At 73.8% G+C, this 25,782-nt stretch carries 25 protein-coding genes; 10 read left to right on the forward strand and 15 right to left on the reverse strand.

The features are described from left to right. Window positions 1-5: 5 nt before the first annotated feature. Genes argB through argC form a run of 3 tightly spaced genes read right to left on the reverse strand, consistent with a single transcriptional unit; the run spans window position 6 to window position 3,099 of the window. On the reverse strand, window positions 6-926 hold the full coding sequence (argB, locus tag AB0M28_RS22190; RefSeq protein WP_365407466.1) for an acetylglutamate kinase: 921 nt from the start codon (window positions 924-926) through the stop codon (window positions 6-8). Then, window positions 923-2,074, reverse strand: a complete 1,152-nt coding sequence (gene argJ / locus AB0M28_RS22195) for a bifunctional glutamate N-acetyltransferase/amino-acid acetyltransferase ArgJ (protein WP_365407468.1) — start codon at window positions 2,072-2,074, stop codon at window positions 923-925. Before argJ ends, argB begins: the two co-directional genes overlap by 4 nt. After that, window positions 2,071-3,099, reverse strand: a complete 1,029-nt coding sequence (argC, locus tag AB0M28_RS22200) for an N-acetyl-gamma-glutamyl-phosphate reductase (protein WP_365407471.1) — start codon at window positions 3,097-3,099, stop codon at window positions 2,071-2,073. The genes argJ and argC overlap by 4 nt, the downstream gene beginning before the upstream one ends. Window positions 3,100-3,273: 174 nt before the next feature. Here argC and merB (AB0M28_RS22205) point away from each other — a divergent pair, with 174 nt between their 5' ends. Next, a complete protein-coding gene (merB, locus tag AB0M28_RS22205; protein WP_365407474.1) occupies window positions 3,274-3,621 on the forward strand; it encodes an organomercurial lyase in 348 nt (115 codons plus the stop codon). Then, window positions 3,618-3,878: an organomercurial lyase gene (gene merB / locus AB0M28_RS22210; RefSeq protein ID WP_365407477.1), complete on the forward strand. Its 261-nt coding sequence runs from the start codon at window positions 3,618-3,620 to the stop codon at window positions 3,876-3,878. Before merB (AB0M28_RS22205) ends, merB (AB0M28_RS22210) begins: the two co-directional genes overlap by 4 nt. Before the next feature lie 4 nt (window positions 3,879-3,882). Here merB (AB0M28_RS22210) and AB0M28_RS22215 read toward each other — a convergent pair whose 3' ends face one another. Further along, complete coding sequence (locus tag AB0M28_RS22215) at window positions 3,883-4,695, reverse strand: sugar nucleotide-binding protein (protein WP_365407480.1); 813 nt, start codon at window positions 4,693-4,695, stop codon at window positions 3,883-3,885. A 103-nt stretch (window positions 4,696-4,798) separates the two neighbouring features. Here AB0M28_RS22215 and AB0M28_RS22220 point away from each other — a divergent pair, with 103 nt between their 5' ends. Next, complete coding sequence (locus AB0M28_RS22220) at window positions 4,799-5,404, forward strand: dihydrofolate reductase family protein (RefSeq protein WP_365407483.1); 606 nt, start codon at window positions 4,799-4,801, stop codon at window positions 5,402-5,404. A gap of 22 nt (window positions 5,405-5,426) precedes the next feature. On the opposite strand, the gene eno is transcribed toward AB0M28_RS22220, so the two are convergent. Further along, window positions 5,427-6,731: a phosphopyruvate hydratase gene (gene eno, locus AB0M28_RS22225; protein ID WP_365407486.1), complete on the reverse strand. Its 1,305-nt coding sequence runs from the start codon at window positions 6,729-6,731 to the stop codon at window positions 5,427-5,429. Window positions 6,732-6,952: 221 nt separating this feature from the next. Here eno and AB0M28_RS22230 point away from each other — a divergent pair, with 221 nt between their 5' ends. From AB0M28_RS22230 to AB0M28_RS22240, 3 genes are all read left to right on the forward strand, one after another. Further along, the gene (locus AB0M28_RS22230) at window positions 6,953-7,375 is read left to right on the forward strand and encodes a MarR family transcriptional regulator (protein WP_365407489.1); all 423 of its coding nucleotides are present in this window, start codon (window positions 6,953-6,955) and stop codon (window positions 7,373-7,375) included. An 88-nt stretch (window positions 7,376-7,463) separates the two neighbouring features. Further along, the gene (locus AB0M28_RS22235; protein ID WP_365407492.1) at window positions 7,464-8,330 is read left to right on the forward strand and encodes an AraC family transcriptional regulator; all 867 of its coding nucleotides are present in this window, start codon (window positions 7,464-7,466) and stop codon (window positions 8,328-8,330) included. A 57-nt stretch (window positions 8,331-8,387) separates the two neighbouring features. Next, window positions 8,388-10,181, forward strand: a complete 1,794-nt coding sequence (locus tag AB0M28_RS22240; RefSeq protein ID WP_365407495.1) for a hypothetical protein — start codon at window positions 8,388-8,390, stop codon at window positions 10,179-10,181. Here the strand turns inward: AB0M28_RS22240 and AB0M28_RS22245 are convergent. Further along, the gene (locus tag AB0M28_RS22245; RefSeq protein ID WP_365407498.1) at window positions 10,168-11,418 is read right to left on the reverse strand and encodes a HEAT repeat domain-containing protein; all 1,251 of its coding nucleotides are present in this window, start codon (window positions 11,416-11,418) and stop codon (window positions 10,168-10,170) included. The genes AB0M28_RS22240 and AB0M28_RS22245 overlap by 14 nt on opposite strands. Before the next feature lie 90 nt (window positions 11,419-11,508). Here AB0M28_RS22245 and AB0M28_RS22250 point away from each other — a divergent pair, with 90 nt between their 5' ends. Together AB0M28_RS22250 and AB0M28_RS22255 are read left to right on the forward strand one after the other, a co-directional pair. Further along, complete coding sequence (locus AB0M28_RS22250) at window positions 11,509-12,627, forward strand: SMI1/KNR4 family protein (RefSeq protein WP_365407501.1); 1,119 nt, start codon at window positions 11,509-11,511, stop codon at window positions 12,625-12,627. Beyond that, entirely contained in the window at window positions 12,624-14,093 is a 1,470-nt protein-coding gene (locus AB0M28_RS22255) for a hypothetical protein (RefSeq protein WP_365407504.1), read from the forward strand. The genes AB0M28_RS22250 and AB0M28_RS22255 overlap by 4 nt, the downstream gene beginning before the upstream one ends. Here AB0M28_RS22255 and AB0M28_RS22260 read toward each other — a convergent pair. Further along, window positions 14,075-14,914 carry a helix-turn-helix transcriptional regulator gene (locus AB0M28_RS22260; RefSeq protein ID WP_365407507.1) on the reverse strand — a complete coding sequence of 280 codons (840 nt, stop codon included), beginning with the start codon at window positions 14,912-14,914 and terminating at the stop codon, window positions 14,075-14,077. The two genes, AB0M28_RS22255 and AB0M28_RS22260, sit on opposite strands and share 19 nt — an antisense overlap. Before the next feature lie 102 nt (window positions 14,915-15,016). Between AB0M28_RS22260 and AB0M28_RS22265 the strand changes: the two genes are divergently transcribed. Next, entirely contained in the window at window positions 15,017-15,724 is a 708-nt protein-coding gene (locus tag AB0M28_RS22265; RefSeq protein ID WP_365407510.1) for an SDR family NAD(P)-dependent oxidoreductase, read from the forward strand. A gap of 7 nt (window positions 15,725-15,731) precedes the next feature. Here the strand turns inward: AB0M28_RS22265 and AB0M28_RS22270 are convergent, their stop codons facing one another. From AB0M28_RS22270 to AB0M28_RS22300, 7 genes are all read right to left on the reverse strand, one after another. Next, window positions 15,732-17,249, reverse strand: a complete 1,518-nt coding sequence (locus tag AB0M28_RS22270; protein ID WP_365407513.1) for an alpha-N-arabinofuranosidase — start codon at window positions 17,247-17,249, stop codon at window positions 15,732-15,734. A 53-nt stretch (window positions 17,250-17,302) separates the two neighbouring features. Beyond that, window positions 17,303-18,199: a carbohydrate ABC transporter permease gene (locus AB0M28_RS22275; protein ID WP_365407516.1), complete on the reverse strand. Its 897-nt coding sequence runs from the start codon at window positions 18,197-18,199 to the stop codon at window positions 17,303-17,305. A gap of 1 nt (window position 18,200) precedes the next feature. Further along, entirely contained in the window at window positions 18,201-19,151 is a 951-nt protein-coding gene (locus tag AB0M28_RS22280) for a sugar ABC transporter permease (RefSeq protein WP_365407519.1), read from the reverse strand. Window positions 19,152-19,238: 87 nt separating this feature from the next. Next, a complete protein-coding gene (locus tag AB0M28_RS22285; RefSeq protein WP_365407522.1) occupies window positions 19,239-20,618 on the reverse strand; it encodes an extracellular solute-binding protein in 1,380 nt (459 codons plus the stop codon). 195 nt (window positions 20,619-20,813) lie between these two features. After that, window positions 20,814-21,830, reverse strand: coding sequence for a LacI family DNA-binding transcriptional regulator (locus tag AB0M28_RS22290; RefSeq protein WP_365407525.1), 1,017 nt, complete (start codon window positions 21,828-21,830; stop codon window positions 20,814-20,816). Between the two features lie 150 nt (window positions 21,831-21,980). Further along, window positions 21,981-22,625, reverse strand: a complete 645-nt coding sequence (locus tag AB0M28_RS22295; RefSeq protein WP_365407528.1) for a class I SAM-dependent methyltransferase — start codon at window positions 22,623-22,625, stop codon at window positions 21,981-21,983. A gap of 27 nt (window positions 22,626-22,652) precedes the next feature. Further along, window positions 22,653-24,086, reverse strand: coding sequence for a hypothetical protein (locus AB0M28_RS22300; RefSeq protein ID WP_365407531.1), 1,434 nt, complete (start codon window positions 24,084-24,086; stop codon window positions 22,653-22,655). Between the two features lie 276 nt (window positions 24,087-24,362). Between AB0M28_RS22300 and AB0M28_RS22305 the strand changes: the two genes are divergently transcribed. Next, window positions 24,363-25,520 carry a Cmx/CmrA family chloramphenicol efflux MFS transporter gene (locus tag AB0M28_RS22305; RefSeq protein WP_365407534.1) on the forward strand — a complete coding sequence of 386 codons (1,158 nt, stop codon included), beginning with the start codon at window positions 24,363-24,365 and terminating at the stop codon, window positions 25,518-25,520. A 3-nt stretch (window positions 25,521-25,523) separates the two neighbouring features. Here the strand turns inward: AB0M28_RS22305 and AB0M28_RS22310 are convergent, their stop codons facing one another. Then, entirely contained in the window at window positions 25,524-25,682 is a 159-nt protein-coding gene (locus AB0M28_RS22310; protein ID WP_365407543.1) for a hypothetical protein, read from the reverse strand. Window positions 25,683-25,782 lie beyond the last annotated feature (100 nt).

A 25,782-nucleotide genomic window follows, 5' to 3' on the forward strand; every position in this document is an offset into this window, starting at 1 on the left:
GCCCGTCACTGTTCCCCCTCCTCGTCCGGCACGACCATCGTGCCGATTCCCTCGTCCGTGAAGATCTCCAGCAGGATGCTGTGCTGGACCCGTCCGTCGATCACCCGGGCCGTGTGGACGCCGTTGCGTACGGCGTACAGGCAGCCCTCCATCTTCGGGACCATGCCGCTCGCCAGCTCCGGCAGGAGCTTCTCCAGCTCGCTCGCGGTGAGCCGGCTGATCACCTCGTCGCTGTTCGGCCAGTCCTCGTACAGGCCCTCGACGTCGGTGAGGACCATCAGGGTCTCCGCGCCCAGCGCCGCGGCCAGGGCGGCGGCGGCCGTGTCGGCGTTGACGTTGTACACGTGGCCGTCGTCGGCGCTGCGGGCGATCGACGACACCACCGGGATCCGGCCGTCGGCGAGGAGCGCCTCGATGGCACCGGTGTCCATCCGGGTGATCTCGCCGACCCGGCCGATGTCGACCAGTTCGCCGTCGATGCGCGGCGTGTGCTTGGTGGCGGTCATGGTGTGCGCGTCCTCGCCGGTCAGGCCGACGGCGAGCGGTCCGTGGGCGTTGAGCAGCCCGACCAGCTCGCGCTGCACCTGTCCGGCCAGCACCATCCGTACGACGTCCATGGCGTCCTCGGTGGTGACCCGCAGCCCGGCCTTGAACTCGCTGACGATGCCGTGCCGGTCGAGGGCGGCGTTGATCTGCGGTCCTCCGCCGTGTACGACGACGGGCCTGAGGCCCGCGTGGTGCAGGAAGACGACGTCCTGCGCGAACGCGGCCTTCAGCTCCTCGTCGACCATGGCGTTGCCACCGAACTTGATGACGACCGTCTTGCCCCGGTGCCGGGTCAGCCACGGCAGCGCCTCGATGAGCGTGCGGGCCTTGGGCAGGGCGGTGTGCTTGCGGGCGCCGCCCGCGGGAGTGGTGGTCGTCATGAGGAGTACGCGCTGTTCTCGTGGACGTAGTCGGCGGTCAGGTCGTTGGCCCAGATGACGGCCTCGGCGTCGCCGGCGGACAGGTCGGCGGTGATGACGACCTCGCGGTAGCGCATGTCGACCAGTTCGCGGTCCTCGCCGACCGAGCCCTTCTTGCAGACCCAGACGCCGTTGATGGCGACGTTCAGCTCGTCGGGCTCGAAGACGGCGGAGGTGGTGCCGATGGCGGACAGCACGCGGCCCCAGTTGGGGTCCTCGCCGTGGATGGCGCACTTGAGGAGGTTGTTACGGGCGATGGAGCGGCCCACCTCGACGGCGTCGTCCTCCGTGGCGGCGCCCACGACCTCGATACGGATGTCCTTCGAGGCGCCCTCGGCGTCGCCGATCAGCTGCCGGGCGAGGTCGGCGCAGACGGCCTGGACGGCGTCGGCGAAGTCCTGCTCCGGCGGGGTGACGCCGGAGGCGCCCGACGCGAGCAGCAGGACGGTGTCGTTGGTGGACATGCAGCCGTCGGAGTCGACGCGGTCGAAGGTCCTACGGGTCGCGGCACGCAGGGCCGCGTCCAGTCGCGCGCTGTCGACGTCGGCGTCCGTCGTCAGGACGACGAGCATGGTGGCCAGGCCGGGTGCCAGCATGCCGGCGCCCTTCGCCATGCCGCCGACCGTCCAGCCGTCGCCGTCGGCGACGGCCGTCTTGTGCACGGTGTCGGTGGTCTTGATGGCGATGGCCGCCTTCTCACCGCCGTACGGGGACAACTCGGCCGCCGCCTTCCCGATGCCCGGGAGGAGCTTGTCCATCGGCAGCCGGACGCCGATCAGACCGGTGGAGCAGACGGCGATCTCGCCGGCGCTCTGCCCGAGGACCTCGGCGGCCGTCTCGGCGGTGGCGTGGGTGTCCTGGAAGCCGAGGGGGCCGGTGCAGGCGTTGGCGCCGCCGGAGTTGAGGACTACGGCGGAGACCTGGCCGCCCTTGAGGACCTGCTCGGACCACAGGACCGGGGCGGCCTTCACACGGTTGGAGGTGAAGACGCCGGCGGCGGCCTGTCGCGGGCCGGTGTTGACGACGAGCGCCAGGTCCGGGTTGCCGTTCTCCTTGATTCCCGCGGCGATGCCCGCCGCCGTGAATCCCTTCGCTGCCGTGACGCTCACGGTGCCACCCCTACGGTGCTGAGGCCCAGGTCCTCGGGAAGTCCCAGGGCGATGTTCATGCTCTGCACCGCGCCGCCGGCGGTGCCCTTGGTCAGGTTGTCGATGGCGCTGATGACGATCGCGCGGCCGGCGGCCTCGTCGTACGCGACCTGCAGCAGCGCCGTGTTGGACCCGGTGACGGCGGCGGTCGCCGGCCACTGCCCCTCGGGGAGGAGGCGTACGAACAGCTCGCCGGCGTACGCCTTCTCGTACACCTCGCGCAGCCGCTCGTAGCCCACGCCGTCCTTCACCTTCGCGGTGCAGGTGGCGAGGATGCCGCGGGACATGGGGGCCAGGGTGGGGGTGAACGAGACGCCGACGGGCTCGCCGGCCGCGGCGCTCAGGTTCTGGATCATCTCGGGGGTGTGCCGGTGGCCGCCGCCCACGCCGTACGGGCTCATCGAACCCATGACCTCGCTGCCGAGCAGCTGCGGTTTGAGCGCCTTGCCCGCGCCGGAGGTCCCGCTCGCGGCGACGATCACGGCCTCGGGCTCCAGCAGCCCGGCGGCGTACGCGGGCGCCAGGGCGAGGGAGACGGCGGTCGGGTAGCAACCGGGGACCGCGACGCGCCTGGCCCCCAGGAGCGCGTCGCGGCCGCCCGGCAGTTCGGGGAGGCCGTAGGGCCAGGTGCCGGCGTGCGGGGAGCCGTAGAACGCCTCCCAGGCGCCCGCGTCCGCGAGGCGGAAGTCGGCGCCGCAGTCGATGACGAGGACGTCGTCGCCGAGCTGCTCGGCGACGGCGGCGGACTGCCCGTGCGGCAGCGCGAGGAGGACGACGTCGTGCCCTTCGAGCACCCCGGCGTCGGTCGGCTGCAGCACGCGGTCGGCGAGGGGCGCGAGGTGCGGCTGGACGGCCCCGAGGGGCTGCCCTGCATGGGAATGCGCCGTCAGGGCGCCGATCTCCACCTCGGGGTGCCCCAGCAGCAGCCGCAGGATCTCGCCCCCGGCGTAGCCACTGGCCCCTGCCACCGCTGCACGCACGACCATCGTTCCTCCGTCACTCGATGGCATGACTATACGGAGCCACGAAGTTTTATGCAATGCGATTCCGGCGAGCCCGCCTCAGCCAGGGGCGCCACGCCGCGCGGAAGCCCCGGCGGGACGGAACGGGTCCGCCTGGCCGTCTACCACGGGTTCGCGCGCACCGGCCGGGCTCCGAGCGTGGCCGGACTCGCGGCGGTCACCCGGCTCGCTCCCGACCAGGTGCGTCGGGAACTGCGCACCCTCCACGCACGCCATGATCTGGTCCTGGACCGGCAGGACGGCGACCACGTCGTGATGGCCCACCCGTTCGCCTCCGTTCCGCTCGGCTTCTCGGTCATGGGCGCGCGCACGCTGTGGTGGGGCGGCTGCGCCTGGGACTCGTTCGCCCTGCCCCACCTGCTTCGGGACGAGCCCGACGTGCTGGTCGCCACCCGTTGCCCGGCCTGCGACACCCCGCACGCCTGGGTGGTCGGCCGGGAGGAGCCCCGAAGGGGAACCAGGTGGCCCATTTCCTCATCCCCATGAGCCGGGCCTGGGACGACGTCGTACGCACCTGCGGCAACCAGCGCCTGTTCTGCTCCGGCGACTGCGTCGACAGCTGGCTGCGGGAGACGGGCCAGGAACACGGCTACGTGATGGACCTGGCCACCCTGTGGCGCTTCGCCGCCGACTGGTACACCGGGCGCCTGGACCCGGGCTACACCCGCCGCGACCCCGCCGCCGCCAGTGCCTACTTCGCCGAGGTCGGCCTGCACGGCGCCTTCTGGGGCCTGCCCGACTGAGGGCTCACACCCGGGGGCGCAGGAAGTCGCGCGCTCCGCGCAGCGTGGTGCGCAGGGTGTGCTGGGTGCGGGTGCTGTCCAGGCGTACGTCCCTCGGTCCCGGGATGTCCGTGCGGGCCGCCGGGAGCAGCGCGGGGTCCAGGCCGTCGCGGGCGGCGATCAGTACGCCGAGCTCGTAGCGGCTGACGGCGTCGGGGCCCGCCAGGTGGTGGACGCCCGCACGGTCGGAGGCCGCCAGCTCCAGCAGGCCGCCGGCGAGGTCCGCGACGTGCACGGGGCACCGGACGACGTCCGTGAACAGCACGCCCTCGCGGCGGCCGGCGGCCAGGTCGTGCACGAACGCCTCATGCACGGAGCCGCCGTCGCCGATGATCAGCGAGGTGCGCGCGATCACGGCGTCGGGCGCCAGGAACCGGATCGCCGTCTCGGCCGCCGCCTTCGCCGCGCCGTACGGGGTGACGGGGTCCGGCGGCGCGGACTCGTCGTAGCGGATGTCGGCGCCGGAGAAGACGGCGTCGCTGGAGACGTGCACCAGCCGGGCCCCGTGCCCCGTCGCGGCCATCGCCAGGCGGATCGCGCCGTCGGCCGTCGTCCGCCAGTCGGCCTTGCGGTACGCGGCGTTCACGACGACGTCCGGCCGCGCCTCGCGGACCGCCCGCTCCACCGCGTCGCCGTCGCGCAGGTCGAGGCGCCGCCAGCGGCCCCCGGCAGGCGCCGCCGTCGCGAAGGTCGCCGTGACGTCGTGCCCGGCCGCCCCGGCCTGCCGTACCAGCTCGCGGCCGAGGAACCCGCTGCCGCCCACGATCATGATGTCCACGGCTCCCCAGGCTAGTGCCGGGCCGGGGAGGTCCCACCGATGAGTTTCCGGCGGTCGTCCGGTCTACCCCGTCGACCGACCCCGTCGACGAGGGGAGCACCTCATGCGCAAGATCATCGTTTGCACCTTCCTGACGCTGGACGGCGTCATGCAGGCGCCGGGCGGTCCGGACGAGGACCCGGAGAGCGGCTTCGCGTACGGCGGCTGGCAGAAACCCGTGACGGACGACGAGGTCGGCGCGGCCATCGCCGGCTGGTACGCGGACTCCGACGCGATGCTGCTCGGCCGCAAGACGTACGAGATCTTCGCGTCGTACTGGCCGACCGCCGATCCCGGCAACCCGTTCACCGAGCGGATGAACAGCATGCACAAGTACGTGGCGTCCCGGACCCTGACGTCCGTCGAGTGGCAGAACTCCACGCTGCTGGAGGGCGACACCGTCGACGCCGTACGCGAGCTGAAGGCGTCCGACGGCGGCGACATCAACGTGGTCGGCAGCGGCGACCTCGCCCAGACCCTCATGCGGCACGGCCTCGTCGACGAGTACCGGCTGTCCATCCACCCGGTGATCATCGGCACCGGCAAGCGGCTTTTCGCCGAGGGGGCGATCCCCACCGCGCTGGAGCCGGTCAGCGTCTCGACGACGAAGGGCGGCACCGTCGTCGGTGTCTACCGGCCGAACGGCGAACCCGGCTACGACAGCTACTAGAGCCCGCGCGATACGGAGACGCTCACCCCGCGGACACCCCGGACGGGCCACGGCGGCGCAGCGCCTCCGCGCCGCCGTACCGCGCGCTGTCGCCCAGCTGCTCCTCGATGCGGACGAGTTGGTTGTACTTGGCGGTGCGGTCGGAGCGGGAGAGCGAGCCGGTCTTGATCTGGCCGCAGCCGGTGGCCACCGCCAGATCCGCGATCGTGGTGTCCTCCGTCTCTCCCGAGCGGTGCGACATGACGACCGTGTAGCCCGCCCGGTGGGCGGTGTCGACGGTGGCCAGCGCCTCCGTCAGGGTGCCGATCTGGTTGACCTTCACGAGGACCGAGTTGGCGACGCCGGAGTCGATGCCCTCGCGCAGGAGGGTCTCGTTCGTGCAGAACACGTCGTCGCCGGTGAGCTGGCAGCGGTCGCCGACCCGTGCCGTCAGGTCCCGCCAACCCGTCAGGTCGTCCTCGGCCATCGGGTCCTCGATCGACACTATGGGGTAGGCGTCGATCAGCTTGACCAGGTAGTCGGCGTGTTCCGCGGGTGTGCGGCGTACGCCCTCCCCGGCGTAGTCGTAGACCCCGTCGTGGCAGAACTCCGACGACGCCGGGTCCATCACCAGGCCGATGTCGGTCCCCGGCCGGTATCCCGTGCGCTCGACGGCGGCCATCACGAAGTCGAGGGCCTCCTCGGCGGTGCGCAGGGCGGGTGCGAAGCCGCCCTCGTCGCCCACACCGGTGGAGTGCCCCGCCGCGAGGAGGTCCCGGCGCAGGGTGTGGAAGACCTCGGATCCCATCCGTACGGCTTCGGCGAAGGTCGCCGCGCCGATCGGGGCGATCATGAACTCCTGGAAATCCAGGGGATTGTCGGCGTGTGCTCCCCCGTTGACGATGTTCATCATCGGTACGGGCAGCAGCCGGGCGCCGGAGCCGCCGAGGTAGCGGTAGAGCGGCAGGCGGTGGGCGGCGGCCGCGGCCTTGGCGGCGGCCAGGGAGACGCCGAGGATCGCGTTGGCGCCGAGCCTGGACTTGGCGGGGGTGCCGTCCGTGGCGACGAGGGCCGCGTCGAGGCCGGCCTGGTCCTCGGCCTCGCGACCGGTGACGGCGGCCGCCAGCTCCGTGTTCACGTGCCGGACCGCGCGGTCGACGCCCTTGCCGTGCCAGCGGGTGGGGTCGCCGTCGCGGAGTTCGACGGCCTCGCGGGCGCCGGTCGAAGCGCCGGAGGGGACCGCGGCCCGGCCGACGGATCCGTCCGCCAGCTCCACGTCCACTTCGACTGTGGGGTTGCCCCTGCTGTCCAGGACGCTGCGGCCGGTGACGGAGGTGATGGCGGTCATGGGAGTCCTCCCGTTGTCGCAAAGGTGCCGGGGTAGGGCTGCGGCGACGGTGGCGCTGGGCCCGGCGCGGCATACTGTACAGCAATGCTGTGCAGTTACACTGCGCAGTTGCGCTGTGCAGCTGTGCTGCCCAGCCGCGCTGTACAGTTCCGCTGGTCAGCCACGCTGTGCAGTCCCGCTGGTCAGCCCTGCTGTTCAGCCGTGCTGCGTTAGCATTCGGCATGCCCCTTCCGGAATCCGCCGCCGTCGCGGCCGAACTGCGCACCGCGATGGGAAAGCTCACGCGGCGTGTGAAGCTCGAGGACCAGATGCCGTTCGGCCAGGCGGCCGTCCTCGGCGCGCTGGACCGCAACGGTGCGATGACGACCAGCGAACTGGCGGCCGACCAGCGGGTACGTCCGCAGTCCATGGCCCGGGCCGTGGGACTGCTCATGGAGCAGGGACTGATCACCCGCCGCGCCCATCCGACCGACGGCCGCAAGAGCCTGGTCGACCTCTCCCCCGCCGGGCGGACGCTGCTGGAGGAGGAGCGCGGGCGCCGGGCGGACTGGCTCGCGCGGGCGATCGAGGCGGAGCTGACGGAGGACGAGCGGGAGTTGCTCGCGCGCGGGATCGGGCTGGTGGAGAGGCTCGCGGCGCACTAGGTACCCGACCCGGCCGGGCACAGGATGTCGGGTCCGGCACCGGCGTCGCCTCCTAGCGTGGTGATCGTCAAAGGGAAGGAGACCGGGCGTGCTCGACCGGCTCAACCAGGTCATGGACCACATCGAGCGGCGTCTCGACCAGCCCCTCGACGTGGCGGAGCTGGCCCGCACCGCGCTCACCTCGGAGTACCACCTGCGCCGGATGTTCTCCGCGCTGGCGGGCATGCCGCTGTCGGAGTACGTCCGCCGGCGCCGGCTCACGCTCGCGGGGGCCGAGGTGCTGGCGGGGCGGGACACGCTGCTGGAGATCGCGGTGCGGTACGGCTACGGCTCGGGCGAGGCGTTCGCGCGGGCGTTCCGCGCCGTGCACGGTGTCGGGCCGGGTGAGGCCCGGCGTACGGGCGCGGCGCTCAGCTCGCAGCCCCGGATGTCCTTCCGACTCACCGTCGAAGGGAGCAACAGCATGCGGTATCGCGTTGTCGACAAACCCGCATTCACCGTGGTGGGCCCGAAGGCCCGGGTGCCGCTCGTACACCTGGGGCCGAACCAGGCGATCATCGACTTCGTCCGCGGGATCGCGCCGGAGGCGAAGGAGCGGCTCGAGCAGCTGTCGGACCAGGAGCCGCAGGGCGTCGTCGCGGTCTGCGACGATCTGGACCCGAGCCGGGCGGAGGGCACGGAACTCGACTACTACCACGGGGTGGTCACCTCCGCGCCCGCCCCGGCGGGCATGGCGACGCTGCCGGTCCCGGCCGGTACGTGGGCGGTGTTCACCGCGTCGGGTCCGGCGCCGCAGGCGATCCAGTACCTGTGGCGGGACGTGTACGCCGAGTGGTTCCCCTCCAACCCCTACCGGGGCCGCCCCGGCCCGGAGATCCTCCGCACCCGCCTGTCGGCGGACGGCACGCACGCGGACGCGGAGTTGTGGCTGCCGGTGGAGCGGGAGCAGGGCTGACCACCACCCTCCGGGGCCGGTACGGAAGCACCTCGTCGCTGCCCTAGAGTCACGGGCATGCTCGACGGGGTGGACGACATCGACTGGTCAGCGCTGGAGCACGCCTACGGGCCGGCGGACGACGTACCAGCGCTGCTGCGGGCCGCCGGAGCGGCCGACCCGGCGGTACGCGAGGTGGCGCTGGACGAGTTGGTCTCGTCGCTGTGCCACCAGGGTTCGGTCTACTCGGCGACGTCCGCCGCCGTTCCCTTCCTCGCCCGGCTGGCCGGGGACGGTCCGGGTCACCGCCTCGCCCTGCTGTGGCTGCTGCACGGCGCCGCCGACGGCTGCGGCCCCGCGCACCGCGAGGCGCGCCGGGCGGTGGCCGTCGCCCTGCCGGCCCTGCTGGGGCTGGCGGCGGACCCGGATCCCGCCGTCCGGCAGGCCATGGTGTGGATCGTCGCGGCGTGCGAGGAGTCGTCCCTGCCGCTGCTCCCGCTGCTGCGGGCGCGCTGGGAGGCGGAGGACGACGCCGGGGTGCGGGCCGATCTCGTGACCGCCCTCGGGCTGCTCGACGTGTCGCCGCAGGTCCGGACGGCGCGCGGCCGTGCCCTGCTGGCGGATCCGGAGCCGGCCGTGCGCCGCGCGGCGGCGGCCGACCTGCTCCGGACGGCGCCGCTGCCGCTGCCCGCCGGGCTGGTGGACGTGGCGCTCGACGCGCACCGGGCGGCGCCCGTGGACGAGACCGGCCACCCTTGGCCGTCCGCCCACCGGCCGCTGCTGGAGCGGCTGATGGACGATCCGGAGGCGGCGCTGCGCGCGGTCGAGCGGGGGCTGCCGCTCGCCGCGGAGCTGACCGAGACGTGGCGCGACCGCGAGCGGGACGTACTGCCGTGGCTCGCGGCGGCGGCCTCGGATCCCGAGGACCTGTGCCTGGTGGCGCGGGTGGGCGCGGCCCTCGAGGGCGGTGAGCCCGCGCCGTGGCTGGAGGACCATCTGCGTTCCGCGGACCCGTCCGTACGGGTGGCGGCGACGCTCGCGGCGGTACGGCTGCGGGTACCGGACGCGCTCGGGCTCGTCATGCGGCTCCTGGACGAACTCCCGGAGGAGGCGGCCACGTTGTCGCTGACGCTGCTGGGCGCGCCGGGCCTGGTGGTGACGGCCGCGGTGGAGGTGTTCGGCGCGGCCGCCGAGCCGCTGGCCGCACGCGTCGCGGCCCGGCCGCGCGCCGAGTGGCTGGAGGCCCTGCGGCCCTTCCCGGCGCTGGTGGCGGCGCACACCGACGAGTTGGTCCGCCTGCTGCCCGACTCGGCCGGGCTGCTCGGGTCGCTCGGCCCGGCGGCCGGCCCTCAGGCGGTACGGGCGCTGCGCGCGCGGGCGGCCGCGGGCGACCTGGACGCGGGGCTCGCCCTCGCCCGGGTGACAGGCGAGACGGAACCGGCCCTGGAGGCGGTACGGGCACTCCCGGACGCCGTGGCCCGGCGTACCGCGGCCGTGCGCGTGGCGGCCGAATTCGGCCCCGCGGCGGCGGCGTTGCTCCCCCTGGTGGAGGAACGCCTGCTGGCCCCGGCCCGGGAGAGCCGCGCGGACGCGGCGGCCGCGATCTGGCGCGTCACGGGCCGCGTCGCGGACACGGCACCGGTGATCGCGGACCAACTCACCCGCACGGGCCACTTCCACGAACCCCACTTCCCGGCCCTGCGGACCCTGACGGCGATGGAGGTGCTACCACCGAAGGCCCGCCCGGCAGTGGAACGCATCGCCCACTCCCCCCGCCGCACGGTCTCCGGCTACCCGAACGACGGCACCCCCCACCCAGACCTCACGGCCCGCCGCCTGGCCCACGGCCTCCTGGCGGTCACGGGCTCCTGACGGCGCAACGCCGGCGCCACTGGTGGTGCGACGCCTCGTAGAGCGTCCAGTAGTACGGCGAATCCTCGCCCACGGGGCCCAGCCGCTCCACCGCGTCGTCGCCCCGCGGATCATCGAGCAGGGTGAGCCGTACGGCCGACTCCACCCGCACGCCCTCGTCGCTGTCGTCGAGGCAGCGGGCGAGCGCCTCGCGGACGTCCGGCAGGCGGAGACGCGCGCGGCCGAGGGCCCGGCACGCCGCCCGCCGGACCACCGCTGTCCCGTCCGTCGAGCACTCCACGGCGGCATCGACGGCACCCGGCCGACCGGCCTCGATCCAGCAGCCCAGCCCGGACACCGCACGCTCACGGACCCGTTCGTCGTCGTGCCGGGCCAGGGCGGGCAGGGCGTCACCGGCGCGCGGGTCCGTGCAGTCGGCGAGGCCGGCGGTGAGCGCGACCATCACGAGCGGGTCGGTCTCCCGAGCGACCCAGGGGAGGAACACGTCGGTGAGCGGGCTGTCGTAGGGCAGATCCTCGTCCTCGTCGAAGAGGTTGATCGCACGGAGCAGCTCCGCCCCGAAGTACCTCGCCGGCGGTTCATGCCGCTCGCGCAGCGCGACCCCCGCATCCCACACAGCCGGATCACGGCGCCGCTGCAGCGCCATGATCACCGCGAACCACACGGGATGCTCGACGTCGGGCTCGGCCAGCGCACGGGCCATCAGCTCCCCGAAGGCGGGCAGCACGCCGTACCGCTCCTCCAGGTCCGTGAGGATCGCGGCGTGCCCGTCCTGCACGGACACGTCCCCCAGCGACAGCTCCCGACACGGCCCGAACTCGCCCACGACCGTCCGCTTCCGCACCGGCCCGGCCAGCCCCGTCCTGCGCCGCAGCCCGGCCTCCACCCCGACCTCGTACCACTGCCGCGCCAGCGCCAGGGCGTTGCGCCCGTCGGCGTCCTCGACCCACAGCCGCGCACCGCTGCTCACGGCGAGGAAGATGCCGTACACCCCGAGGTCCACGGCCCGCAGCAGCGCCCGTTCACGGACGTCGCGATCCGGCTGACCGTACTGCGTCAGCAAATCGACGACGGATTCGTCGAGCGCCTCAACCGCAAGCAGGAGTACGGGCGTCCCGCGCCCGTCCACCGCCCCCGGATCGGCCCCGCCCTCCAACAGCGCCCGAACGGCACCCACGTCCCGCGCCCGCACGGCGGCGACAAGGCCCGCCGACCGCACCGCATTCGCCCCCTCCACCCGCCGCATTCTCGGCGCCTGCGGGACCGCCCGCCACCGGGTTTCGGTGCGGGGCGCAACCTTTCGGCGCCGGGCGGGGTCCGTACAACTGTGAACACTCCAGACCCCCGCGTCACAGCCTTCGCCGGGCTCTTCGGGCCGGCGCCCGACGACTTCGCGGTGCCCGTCGACTGGGACGCCGTCGAGGCGTGGCTCGGGACGGGGTTGCCCGCGGACTACAAGGCGGTCGCCGCCGCTTACGGGCCGCTCGACCTCGGGGCGTGGCTGTGGCTGCACGTGCCCTGTGCGAACCGGGGGTGGTTCGACTACGGGACGTGGCTGCAGCAGGCGCGGCGGGCCGCGGCCGGGGTGCTGCCCTTCGGGGCGACCCGCACCGCCGACACCCTCTTCTGGGACACCACCGCCTCCGACGACCCCGACCGCTGGCCGGTCGTCATGCACTGCCAGGACGACGAGAACGCCGGGCGCGACCCGTGGCACCGCTTCGGCACCCCGCTGCTGCCGACCCTCGCCCGGCTCGTCGCCGACGGCCGGCTCCGGCCCATCGCCGCGCGCAGCGCCATGCTCACCGACCTCGACCCCGTCGCGTGGACGCCGCCGCCCCGGCGGCCGGAGCCGACGCAGCGTCAGCGGGCCGCGCTGACCGAGGGCAGCGGGCTGGAGGCGCTCAGCGCACTGATCCCGCCGCCACGGGAGCCCGTGCTCGGGGCGCACGGCTGGGACTGGCTGTACGAGCGGCTCGGCACCCGGCTGCCGACGGGATACGTGACGCTGATGGAGACGTACGGGTCCGGCGAGTGGTGCGGCTGGCTGCGCTTCGGCGCCCCGTTCGGCGACGGCCAGTACGATCTCGCGCCCTGGGCCGAGTGGCACACGGAGACCTACCGCGATCTGCGCGCCGACTTCCCCGAGTACCACCCGCTCGCCGTCTGGCCGGAGCCCGGCGGCTTCCTGCCGTTCGCCAACTCCATCGACGGCGACGAACTGGGCTGGCTGACCGAGGGAGCCGACCCCGACGACTGGCCGCTGATCGTCGTCCCCCGCCACGCCGACCAGGGCCCGCCCCTGGACGGCGGCGGCCTCACCGACACCCTCCTGCAGTGGCTGCGCGGCCACTTCGCCGCCGAGGGCCTGCCCCGCCTCGGCCGCCGCGACGAGGACCCGCTCGACTACATCGGCTTCGAGCCGTACGGACCGGAGGACGAGTGACCGTTCACCCCGCACTGCCGGGGCTGGCGTCCAACCCCGCCGCGCCCGCCGGCGTCCTGCTCCGGCTGCTCACCCTGGACGACCGTGAGATCCGGCAGCGCTTCACCTGGCGGCGCTCCCTCCCGGACGAGGTGGCCGAGGCCGTCCTCACCCACCCCGACCGCCGGCTGCGGCTGTCCCTCGCCGAGAGCTGGACGGTCGCCCCCGAGCTGCGCGCCCGGCTGCTCGACGATCCGGAGCCGAGGATGGCCCTGGCCGTGGCCATGGGCCCGCTGCCGTACCGGACCGAGGTGCCGCCCCTGCCGGACTGGGCGTACGATCGCCTGCTGAACCACGAGAAGGACATCGTCCGGTACGAGGCGGCGGGCGCGCCCACCACCCCGCCCCATGTGCTCGTACCGCTCGCCCGGCACGACGACCCGTACTTCCGGCGCACGGCGTGCCGGCGCGCGTGGCACCTGCTCGGCGACGACGAGCGTGCCGTCCTGCTCGACGATCCGGACGCCACCGTGCGCGAATCCGCCGCCCTGCACGTCATGCACGAGGACGAGGAGCGGACCGCGCAGCTGCTGGAGTCCCTGGAGCCGGGCTGGGACCGGCAGCTCGTGCTGGAGCGGGGCCGTCTGACGCGCGGCGTCGCCGAGCGGCTGCTGGCCGAGGAGAGCCACCTCCCGCCCCTCCTCCGCAACCCCACCTTCCCCGCCGACCTCGCCGCGTCCCTCGCCGGCCACGACGACCCCGCCGTACGCCTGGCCGTCTCCGCCCGGCCCAGGCTGACGGAGGAGGAGCGCGCGGCGATCGACTGGCAGGTCCGTCCGGAGGACCGCCTCGACACCCTGTGGTGGGTATGGACCGCACGCGACGACGCCGACGTCCTGCGCCGGTGCGCGGCCTCCGCCCACACGTGGCTGCGCCGCAGCGCCGCCGTGTGCGAGGAGCTGCCCGACGACTGCGTGGAACTGCTCGCGGCCGACGAGGACTTCGCCGTACGCCTGCTGCTGGCCGAGCGGCATCCGAAGGCGCCGCCGGAGCTGCTGCTGGACCTGTACGTGCACGGCACCCACCGCGCCGTCGGCATGCTCACCACGCGCCCGGGATTCCCCGCCGCCGGCCTCGCGGAGCGCTTCGCGGACGCTGCGGACCCGCGCTGCCGGGCCCTGGCGGTACGGGACCCGGCGGCGACCCCCGCGCTGCTCGACCGGCTGAGCCGCGATCCGGACCCGTGGGTGAGGGACGCGGCCGCCCGCGATCCGCGGCTGCCAGCGGACCGGATCACCGAGCTGCTGGACGCCCCCGGGACGGGACCGGCCGCCGCCGCCAACCCCGCGCTTCCCGCCGCCGCGATGACCGCGCTGCTGGACCGCGCGGGAGTGGGCCGGCCGCCCCTGGACCGCACCGGAGTGCCCCGGCCCGCACCCCTGGACCGCGCCGCAGTGGCCCGTCCCCCTCAGCCGACCAGCGACTGAGTGCCCAGCACGGTCACCAGGGCCAGGCGCTCCGCGTCCGGGGTGCCGGGTTCCGCGGAGTAGACCATGACGTGGAGGTCGCTGCCCTCGACCGTGAGGACGTCGCAGTCGAGGGTCAGCGCGCCCACCCCCGGATGGTCGATGGTCTTGCGGGCGGCCTCGTGCCGGCCCACCGCGCCCGCATCCCACAGCTCCGCGAAGCGGGAACTGTGCGCGCGCAGGTCCGCCACCAGCCGGCTCAGCCGGCGGTCGGCCGGATAGCGGCCGGTGGCCGAGCGGAGGTCCGCGACCAGCGCCGCCTCGAACTCCCGGCGGTCTTCCGGGGACTGGCGGGCACGCGAGCCGGGGCCGACGAAGTTGCGCCAGACGCCGTTACGTTCGTGGCCGCGCCAGCCGGACGGGTCGCCCATCAGCGCCGCGTACGGCGGGTTGGCCACGAGCAGCGTCCAGGAGGCGTCGTACACCGCGACCGGGGTGCCCGTGAGCCGGTCGAGGAGGCGCTGGACGCTGGGGGTGACGTACGTCGGGACGGTGTCCGGGCCCGGCTCCGCCAGCCCCGCCAGGCGGAAGAGGTGGCCGCGCTCGCCGCCCGACAGGCGCAGCGCGCGGGCCAGGGCCTCGACGACCTGCGTCGAGGGGCTGGTGGCCCGGCCCTGCTCGAGCCGGGTGACGTAGTCGACGGACACGCCCGCGAGCAGGGCCAGCTCCTCGCGGCGCAGCCCCGCCGCCCGCCGGTGGCCGCCCGCGGGCAGGCCGGCCGCCTCGGGCGGCACGCGGTCGCGCCAGCGCCGTACCGCCTGGCCGAACTCCGTCGTCGCCATGCGTTCCAGTGTGCCGCTCCGGCCACCGGGATGCCTGGTACCGCCAGTCCCAGGAAGACGGGACGGCTGGCTGACCGCCCGGGGCCGACGCACCGTGGAGACATGACGACAACACTGATCACCGGAGCGAACAAGGGCCTCGGCTACGAGACCGCCCGCCGCCTCATCGCCGCGGGCCACACCGTCTACCTCGGCGCCCGCGACCCCGAGCGCGGCCGCGAGGCCGCCGAACGGCTGGGCGCGCGCCCGGTCGTCCTCGACGTCACCGACGACGCGTCCGTCGCCGCGGCGGCGAAGACCATCGAGGCCGAGGGCGGCCTGGACGTCCTGGTCAACAACGCCGGCATCGAGCACCGCACCGACGACAACGCGGTCGTGGACGCCGCCGGCACCACCGCGGACCTGATGCGCACGCACTTCGAGACGAACGTCTTCGGCACGGTGCGCGTCCTGCACGCGTTCCTGCCCCTGCTGCGGGCCTCCGCCGCGCCGGTCGTGGTGAACGTGAGCAGCGGCCTCGCCTCGCTGGCCACGCTCACCGACCCGGCGGCCCCCGCGTACGGCTATCCGGGCGTCGCCTACCCCGCCTCGAAGACCGCGGTGAACGTGGTCACAGTGCAGTACGCGAAGGCGTTCCCCGAGATGCGGATCAACGCCGTGGAGCCCGGCTTCACCGCCACGGACCTGAACGGGAACACCGGCGTCCAGACCGTCGCGCAGGGCGCGGAGATCATCGTCCGGATGGCGCAGACCGGACCGGACGGCCCGACCGGCGGCTACTTCGACGCGGCCGGGCCGCTGCCCTGGTAGGGACAGGTCAGCCCGCCCCCCGCACCAGCCGTACGACGCTCCACGAGACCGGCGGCAGCCACGCGGTCAGGACGCCGCCGGCCACCGACGTACCGGACACCGGGCGCGGCACCACCCGGTCCGGCTCCGCCGCCGTGTTCGCGGCGTCGTGGTCGTCGTCGGACAGCAGCAGGTGCTCCACGACCCGGTAGCCGTCCGGCAGTCCGCGCAGCGACGCCTCCAGGAGGAGCGGTTCGCGCGGGTCGCGGTTGACGGCCAGCACCGTGAGGCCGCCCGACTCCTCGTCGTACGTCACCACGTGGTCCAGCGCGGCGACCTCCCCGTGCCGGGCCGTGTCGACGAGCGGCGCCCGCGCCGTCGTACGCAGCACGCGGCCCCGCGCGTGGCGGGCGGTCAGGGCGAAGGGGTGGAAGATGGTCTGGCGCCAGCTGGCGCCGCCCGGTTCGGTGCGGATGGGCGCGATGACGTTCACCAGCTGGGCCAGGCAGGCGACCGCCACCCGGTCCGCGTGGCGGAGCAGGGTGATGAGCAGCGAGCCGACGACCACGGCGTCCGTGAGGCTGTACGTGTCCTCGATCAGGCGCGGTGCCTCGGCCGTCTCGAGGTTGCGCTCGCCCGGGAAGCGCTGGGCGTACCAGACGTTCCACTCGTCGAAGGAGAGCCAGATGCGCTTCTTCGCCCGCTTCACCGCTCGTACGTGGTCGGCGGTGGAAACGAGGTCGGAGATGTACGCGTCCATCTGCGCACCGGACGCGAGGAAGCTCGCGCGGTCGCCGTCGAACTCCTCGTAGTAGGCGTGCAGCGAGAGGTAGTCCACCTCGTCGTACGCCTGCTCCAGGACCTCCCGCTCCCAGGTGCCGAAGGTCGGCATGCCGGAGTTGGAGGAGCCGCAGGCGACCAGCTCGATCGACGGGTCCACCTGGTGCATGGCCTTGCCCGCCTCGGCGGCGAGCCGGCCGTACTCGACGGCCGTCTTGTGGCCGGTCTGCCAGGGGCCGTCCATCTCGTTGCCGAGGCACCACAGCTTCACGGCGTGCGGCTCCGCCACGCCGTGCTTGATCCGCAGGTCCGACCAGGCGGTGCCGCCCGGGTGGTTGCAGTACTCGACGAGGGCGCGGGCGGCGTCGATGCCCCGGGTGCCGAGGTTGACGGCCATCATCGGCTCGAGGTCCAGGCCCCTGGCCCAGGTCAGGAACTCGTTGGTGCCGACGTGGTTCGTCTCGACGGACCGCCAGGCGAGGTCGAGCCGGCGCGGGCGGTCGGCGACGGGCCCGACGCCGTCCTCCCAGTGGTAGCCGGAGACGAAGTTGCCGCCGGGGTAGCGGACGAGCGGGGTGCCGAGCTCGCGGACGAGTTCGGCGACGTCGCCGCGGAAGCCGGCGGCGTCGGCGGTGGGGTGGGCCGGGTCGTAGATGCCGGTGTAGACGCAGCGGCCCATGTGCTCGACGAAGGTTCCGTACAGACGCGGGTCCACCTCACCGATCACGAAGTCCGGGTCGACGGTGAACCTGGCGGTGTGCGGCATGTGCTGGCCTTTCTGTTGTGCTGGTCGCGTGTGTGCCGAGGGGTCCTTCCGGGCTACTTCAACCCTGCCCCCGCGATCCCCTCCACGATCCGCCGCTGGAACAGGGCGAACACCGCGATCAGCGGCAGCGCGCCGAGCACGCAGGACGCCATCAGCTGCGCGTACGGCACCCCGAACGCGTCCTGTACGGAGTTCAGTCCGACCGGCAGCGTCATCATCTCCGGGTCGGTGACGACCAGCAGCGGCCACAGGAAGTTGTTCCACACCCCGACGAAGACGAAGATCGTCACGGCCGAGATCACCGGCCGGGACACGGGCATCACGATCTGCCAGTACGTCCGCAGCCAGCCGGCGCCGTCCGCCCGTGCGGCGTCGAGGAGTTCGCGGGGCAGGGCGTCGAAGAACTGCTTGAAGACGAAGACGGCGACGACGTTCGGGACCTGCGGGAGTACGACGCCCCAGTACGTGTTGAGCAGCCCCGCCTCCTGCAGCGTGAGGAACTGCGGGATCATCAGCACCTGCCCCGGGATCATGATCCCCGCGAGCAGCAGCAGGAAGGCCGACCGCCGCCCCCGGAACCGGGTCTGCGAGAGCGCGAACGCCGCGAGGGACGCCGCGAACACCGTGAGGACCGTCGTCAGCGTCGAGGTGATGAAGCTGTTGGCGTACCAGTAGGGCAGCTTGCCCTTGTCGAAGATGTCGTCGTACGCCGCGAGGGTCGGGTCCGAGGTGAACCACGCGCCCGGGTCGGTGACGACCTCCTGCACCGGGCGCAGCGACGTCGCCAGCGCCCACAGCAGCGGGACCAGCCAGACCAGGGCGAGGGCGAGCAGCGCGCCGAGGGTGATCCGGTTGAACAGCTTCTCGGAGTCGCGGACCCGGCCGGCGGCGGCCTGCCCGGCGCGGACGGGAGCCGCGGTGAACGGCGCGGCGGCCTCGGTGACGGTCATGTCAGCGCTCCTTCTCGGTGCGGCGGACCAGGGCGAACCAGACGAGGGAGACCAGCAGGATCACGACGAACAGCAGGAAGGACACCGTGGAGGCGTAGCCGATGCGGCCCTCCGTGAAGCCGGTGTCGTAGATCAGCTGGAGCGACGGGCGGGACGCGCCGTCGGGGCCGCCGCCGGTCATCATGTAGATCTGGTCGAAGACCTTGAGCGAGGCGATCACCTGCAGCACCGCGACCAGGGTGGTGGTGCGCCCCAGCATCGGCAGGATGATGTGCCGGATGCGCTGCCAGGGGCCGGCGCCGTCGATGGCGGACGCCTCGTGCACGTCGCGCGGGATGTCCTGCAGCGCGGCCAGGTACAGCACGAAGTTGAAGCCGATGGTCCACCAGACGGTGGCCGCCGCGATGGAGACCAGCGTCCAGTCGGGGTCGCCGAGCCACGACGGCGGGGTGTCGACGCCGAAGAGCTTCACCACGTCCTGGGCGAGGCCGACCTGGTCGGCGTAGATGTACATGAAGAGCAGCGAGACCACCGCGGACGGCACCACGAACGGCGCGAAGAACGCGAAGCGGATGAACCAGCGGCCGCGCACGAACCGGTCGGCGAGGACGGCTAGCGCGAGCGCCAGCACGACCAGCGGGACGGTCGTCAGCACGGTGAACCACAGCGTGTGCTTGAGCGTGCGCCAGAACTCGGCGTCGGAGAGGGCGTCGGCGTAGTTGGAGAAGCCCGCCCAGTCGCCCAGCCCGCCGGTGAGGAGGGAGGAGTCGAAGAAGCCGGCGACGAAGGTGTAGATCACCGGTCCGGCCAGGAAGACGACGTAGAAGAGGGCGAACGGCGCGATCATCGCGGGGCCCGCGAGGCCGCCCTCGCGGCGGGTGGGGCGCGGCCGGCCGGTACGGCGGGGCGCGGTGGTCGGGGGTGGGGCTGCGGTGGTGGTGAGGCTGGCCACGGGGAGACCTTTCGTCCGGAGGTCGGCGCGGGGGGATACGGGGGATGCGTGCGGCGCGAGGGCCGCGGGGCGTCGGTTCGAGGGGGCTCACACCGGCGACGGCGTGCTCGCCTGCTTGCGGAGGCGGCTGCGCATGGCCTCCGCGCCCGCGCGCGGGCTGCGCGCGCCGGTGAACACCGAGGTGACCGCGTCGCCCACCTGGATCTGCAGGGTGCTGCCCGCACCGCCGTACCAGGCGACCGGGTCGTAGACGGCGCCCTTCGCCGCCTCGGCGTAGTGCGACTGGGGGTTGAGCTCGCGGTACGCCGCGGTCTGCTGCGTCGGCAGCCAGGCCGGTACGTGGCCGCCCTCCGCCCACAGCTGGCTGGAGCCGAGCATCGAGTGGACGAACTCCAGGGAGAGGTCGAGCCGTTGCGCTCCCTCGGACGGGGCCGTCGGCAGGACGAGCGCGTGGCTGTCGGCGAAGCAGGCGTACGGGGCGTCGGAGAAGATCCGCGGCAGCGGCCGCATATCGAACTTGATCTTCGAGTCCTGTACGGCGATCACCTGCCACACGCCGTCCATCAGGAAGCCCGCCTTGCCGGTGGTCAGCAGGGTGATGGCGCCGGGGCCGTCGACGCCGGTCGGGATCACCTTGTCCTCGAGCGTGAGGCGCCGGATGTACGCGAGGGCCTCCTCGGCGGCGGCGAGGTCGAGGGTGACCTTCGTGCCCTGGTCGGTGACCAGCGGGGTGCGGGTGAGCTGGTGGTAGAAGGAGAGGAAGAGGCGGTACTGCGTGGACGCGTCCTTGATGGAGGCGACGGACCCGCCCCACTCGCCGGTGGCCTCCTTCGCGGCCTTCAGCGCGTCGGCGAACTTGTCGGGGCCGTCGAGGTCGGCCAGTTGCCCGGAGCTGTCGAGGAGTCCGGCCTTGCGTGCCACGTCCGTGTGGAAGTAGAGCACGAAGGGGTGCGTGTCCAGCGGGATCGCGTAGAGCTTGTCGTCGCGGTGGGCCTTCTGCCAGGCGTTGGGATCGAAGTCGCGCTCGGGCATGCCGGCGCTCTCCAGGGCCGCGGGGTCCAACTCGCTGAGCAGGCCCGCCTCGGCGAGCGTGGGGACCTTCGACAGATGGGCGACGGCCACCTGCGGCGGGCGGCCGCCGAGCGTGGCGAGGGTGAGCTTGGTGTAGTACGGGCCGCCCCACGCGAACGTGGCGGACTTCAGCGTCGTGTCGCCGTGCCGCTTGCGGTACTCCTCCTGCATCGCGACCATCCGGATGCCGTCGCCGCCCGTGAACGGGTTCCAGAAGTTCAGCCGCCGCGGCTCGGGGGCGGCGCCGGTGAAGCCCTGGGCGATGGTGTTGCCGCAGCCGGCGAGGGCGAGGGAGCCGGCACCCGCCGCGCCGAGGGCCGCGGCGCCGCGCAGCAGCGAGCGGCGCGACAGGGCGCGAGGGGTGGGTGAGGGGGCGTGCGGAGTGCCGTTCCGCATGGGCGGCCGTCCCTTCTTGCAACGTTGCAAACAGTGGGCGGTCGGATCACGCCAGGGCGCGTCCGTGGGTTTTGCAACGTTGTAGCGCGCGGGACGTGCAGCGTCAACAGACGTGACAGGAAAGGCTGTACGGGAGTGGGTGGCCGTAATCCGCCGCCCCCTCAGCCGCCCGCTCCCGGGAGGGCGGGCCTCCCCTCAGCCGCCGCCCGTGCTCTCCCGTACGACCAGCCGGTGCGGCGTGCGGATCTCCAGCGGGCCGTGCCCGGCGTCCGACTCGATCCGCTCCACCAGCTGTTCCACCGCGTACCGCGCGATCAGCGCCTTGTCCGGGGCGACGGTGGTGAGCGTGGGAGTGCTGTAGCGGCCGTCCTCGATATCGTCGAAGCCGGCGATCGCGATGTCCTCGGGCACCCGCAGGCCGCGCGAGAGCGCCACCCGCAACGCCCCCAGGGCCAGCAGGTCGTTGAAGCAGAACACCGCGTCCGGCGGGTCGGGCCGGCCGAGCAGCTCGGCCATGGCGGCGGCCCCGTCGCTGCGGTGGTACCTCTCGGCGGCCAGCACCAGCGACTCGTCGGCCCCGACGCCCGCGTCCCGCAGCGCGGTGCGGTAGCCGAGCGCGCGCAGCGAGGCGGTGCCCGTGGAGTCGGCGGGCTGTACGCCGATCGCCGCGATACGGCGGCGGCCGAGGTCCAGCAGATGGCCGGTCACCTCGCGGGCGGCGGCGACGTTGTCGATGGCCACATGGTCGGCGCCCGACCCGAAGAGCTTCTCGCCGAGCAGCAGCAGCGGCAGCCCGCTGCGGCGTTCGCCCAGGTCGTCGGCCGTCAGCGCGAGCGGACTGACGATCACCCCGTCGAAGCTGAGCGCGTGCGCGTGCACAGCGATCAGCTCGCGTTCGCGGCGGGCGTCGCCGTCGGTCTGGTCGATCAGGACGGTGTAACCGCGCGTCTGGGCCTCGGCGATGATGAGCCGCGCTATCTCGGCGAAGTACGGCACGTCCAGCTCGGGCACCACCAGCCCGATGATCCGCGACCGCCCCTGCTTGAGATGCCGGGCCAGCAGATTCGGCCGGTACCCCAGCAGATCGATGGACGCCTGCACCCGCGCCCGCGTGCCGTCGGCGACGGCGGCGTACCCGTTGACGACGTTCGACACGGTACGCACGGACACCCCGGCATGCCGGGCGACGTCACGGAGCGTGGGCGCGGCCACGGGCGTCTCCCCTCGTCCTGGTCGGGTCGGGCAGCCGCCGCGCACCACGGCTGTGGGTGGCGTTCATGCGCAACGGCTGCGTACGCAAGAGGAGTCTAGACGCTGCAACGATGCAGGTCACCGGACTTCCGCCGGGGAACCTCCGACGTATCAGCCCTTGCGGGCCAGGAGTTGCGCCTGCCGCGTCTTCTCCTGTCCGGCCGGCTCGCGGACCATCCGCGCGTCCACCGTGAAGCCGCTGCGGCGCAGCAGGTCCGTCATCCCGTCCGGGGACAGCCGGTGGAAGTCCAGCGATACGTCGTAACCCCACGGGTCCGTGACGCGTGAGGGCTCCGAGCCGATCTGGAAGCCCAGGAGGAGCTGGCCGCCCGGGCGCAGGACGCGGTGGAACTCCGCCAGCACGCCGGGGTGGGCGGACGGCGGGACGTGGATGAGGGTGTACCAGGACAGGAGCCCGGCCAGGCTGCCGTCGGCGTGCGGCAGCGCGGTCATCGAGGCCTCGTCGAAGCGCAGCGCCGGGAACGTCGACCGCGCCAGCTCCACCATCGACACGGACAGGTCGATCCCGGACACCTCCACCCCGCGTGCGTGCAGGTACGCCGAGACCCGCCCCGGCCCGCTGCCCACGTCCAGCACCGGCCCGCCGCCGTCCTCGCACACCCGGCCGGCGAAGGCGTCGAGCATCGCGCGGTCGAGGGGCTGGTCGTCCAGCACCGTCTTGAACATCTCGGCGTAGTCGGTGGCGATGGCGTTGTAGAACGTACGGGCGTCGTCGAGGAACGCGGGCTCTGTCATGAGGGTGGAGCGTAGTGGCTGGGTCTGTCAGAGACCGGTATGGGACAGCAGGTGTTCGATCTCCGCGCCGCTCAGCGCGGGGTCGGCGCCGGCCGCCTCGGCCACGCGTGCGTCGTCGTCCCCGAGGAGGGCGTGGCGGGCCTGCCGGGACAGCCGCGGGTGCGCGGCCACGGCGCGGCGGACCCGGGGGTCGGGATCCGCGGCCAGTCGGTCGGCGAGGGGCGTCGGCAGGCCGGGGTCGCGCGGGGCGAGGGTGCGGATGCGCGGATCGGGGTCGGTGGCGAAACGGCGCAGGTACGCACCGGGGAAGTCGAAGTCGTCCGCCGGCCGCCCGCGGACCTTGGAGCGTGCCGGGTGCCTGCGCTCGACGCGTTCCACGACGTCCGGGTCCGGAGCGGGCGCGCGCCGGGCCATCGTCCAGCGGACCAGGAAGTCGTCGTCGTCCAGCAGCCGTTCGACCGCCGCGGGCGGCAGCTCGGCGGAGGCGGCGAGGGAGCGGCGTACACCCGCACACGGCGAACCGAGGTGCGCGAGGGGGTCCGCGACCGCCCAGGGGTACGTGAGGCCGTCCAGATGGCCGACGGCCATCAGGCACCACATGTCGTCCTCCGCGCAGTCGAAGACGTTCGGCCGGGCCCGGGCCGCTCCCTCGCTGATGCCGGCGTAGAGGGCCTCCCGCAGGGCCGCCGGCGTGTCCCCGCGGGCGAACACCTCGGCCCGCACCACCGCGTGCGGGTCCCCGGCCAGCACGTCGCGCAGCCGGGACGGCAGCCGCGGATGGGACGCGAGCGCCTCGCGCACCTCGGGGTCGGGGTCGGTGACCAGCCGGCCGGCCGTCTCGGGCGTGAGATCGAGATGCGGTACGACACCCGCCCGCGTTCCCTCGTCGGCCAGCAGCGCGGGGTGCAGGTCGGCCGGCGGAACCGGGTGCGGCAGCTTGCGGAAGTAGCGCGCGCAGGCGCCCGCGCGTACCTCCGGCTCGGGGTCGGTGAGCAGCCGCCGGCGTATCTCCTCCGGGGCGTCCGTCCACCACTGGCCCAGGGTGGCGCGCACCGCGGGCGCGGGGTCGTCGGCGAGACGGGCGCGCAGGCGCGGCGGAAGCGCGGAGTTCGCGGCGAGGCTCTCCCGTACGCGGGGATCGGCGTCGGCCACGAGCAGGTCGAACACCTCGGCGGCGTACCCGCGCCGGGCGAGCGCGCCGCGCGCCGAGGCGTCCGGGTGGTGGGCGAGGCGCTGCACGGTCGCGGCGGGCAGGTCGTCGTTGCAGGCCAGCTCCAGCGGACCGAAGCCCCCTCCCTCGATCACCGACTCGGCCAGCTCGGCCGTGAGTCCGCCGCGGTGCCGGGCGGCCGCCTCGCGGGCTGCGGGGTTCGCCAGCAGGCGGGGCAACAGCTCGGCCGGCAGGGCCGGGTTGACGGCGAGCCCTTTGAGGACGGCGTCGGGCTGTGCGGGCGGGGGCATGACCGGAATCGTAGGCGGTCACGGCCCGGCCGGCCGCAATCCGTTTGATCACCGACCACCCCACCGGCTACCGTCCCCCGTATGACGAGCCCGGAGTCGGACAGAGCCAGGCCGCCGGTCGCCCGGCGGCGATAGCGGTCTGAGCGGGGACCCGTCCCTCCGCGGGCCGAGCCTCCCCCGGCGCGACCGGACGCGCGTTCCGTCCGGCGATGCATCTCCCTCTCCATCCCGCACGGGACACCCCTGTCCGTATCCCGTCGGCTCTGGAGTCCGTCCGTGCCCGTCTTCGTCTACGTCCTCGGCCTTGCCGTCTTCGCCCAGGGGACGTCCGAGTTCATGCTGTCCGGCCTGGTCCCGGGCATCGCCCGCGATCTGTCCGTCTCGATGGCGTCCGCCGCCTCCCTCACGTCCGCCTACGCCGTCGGCATGATCGTCGGCGCCCCGCTGATGGCGGCCCTGGCCGCCCGCCTGCCCCGCCGCCGGGCGCTCGCCGGCTTCCTCGCCGCGTTCGTCGCCGTCCATGTGGTCGGCGCCGTCACCGGCGACTTCGCCGTGCTGTTCACCACCCGCGTCCTCGCCGCCGTCGCCAACGCCGGTTTCCTCGCCGTCGCCATGTCCGTGGCGGTCTCCCTGGCCGCCCCCGGGAGGCAGGCGCGGGCGACCTCCGTGCTGCTCGCCGGGGTGACCCTGTCCTGCGTGGCCGGGGTGCCCGGCGGGGCCCTGCTCGGCGAGTGGTCGGGGTGGCGGGCCGCGTTCTGGGCGGTGGCGGCCCTGTGTCTGCCTGCGCTGGCGCTGGTCTTCCGCTCGGCACCCGCCGACTCCGCGGCACGGACCCGCGTATCGGTCCGCCAGGAGGCCGGGGTCCTCAGAGCCCGCCCGGTCCGCCGGGCGCTGGTCCTCGCCGCCGCCGTGAACGGCGCCACGTTCGCCACCTTCGGCTTCCTCGCGGTCATCGCCACGGAGGTCACCGGTATGCCGGACGGCGCCGTCCCCGCGCTTCTGGCCGCCTTCGGCATCGGCGCCTTCACCGGCGTCACGGTCGCGGGCCGTACGGGCGACGGCGGGCTGCCGGCCGTCTTCACGGCCGCCCTGTGCGCCCTCCCGTTCGGCTGGGCGGCGCTGGCGGCCACGGCCGGCAGCACCGCCGCGCTGTTCGCCGCAGCGACCGTGCTCGGCGCGCTGTCGTTCGGCGTCGGATCGGCGCTCGTCGCGCGCGTGATGCACACGGCGTCCGCCGCCCCGGCGCTCGGCGGCTCGTTCGCGACCGTCGCGCTGAACGCGGGCGCGTTCCTGGGCCCGCTGCTGGCGGGGGCCGCCACGGAGGCGACCGGCGACTACCGCGACGCCGCCTGGGTCAGCGCCGCGCTGGCCGCCGCGGCGGCCGTCTCCCTGCGCACGCGCACCCGGGGCGACACGCGCGCCCAAGGCCAATAGGCGTCACCGCATCCCGAAGAGGAACCGCGTCACCGCCGTCCGCCGCACGACGAGTTCGTACGCCGCGAACGTCACCGCGAAGGACACGGCCACGATGACGGCGTACTCCACCGCCATCGGCGCCCGCCACCCCACCACGAAGTACGCCGCGGCCACCACCACCGGCTGGCCTTGGGATGCGGGGCGTACCCCTGTCTCAGCACGGCACCGGTCTCGGCGTCGCAGACGACTATGTGCGTGCTCTCGGTCGAGCTGTCCAGAC

Source organism: Streptomyces sp. NPDC051940 (assembly GCF_040680895.1).
In the GTDB taxonomy this organism is placed as follows: Bacteria; Actinomycetota; Actinomycetes; order Streptomycetales; family Streptomycetaceae; genus Streptomyces.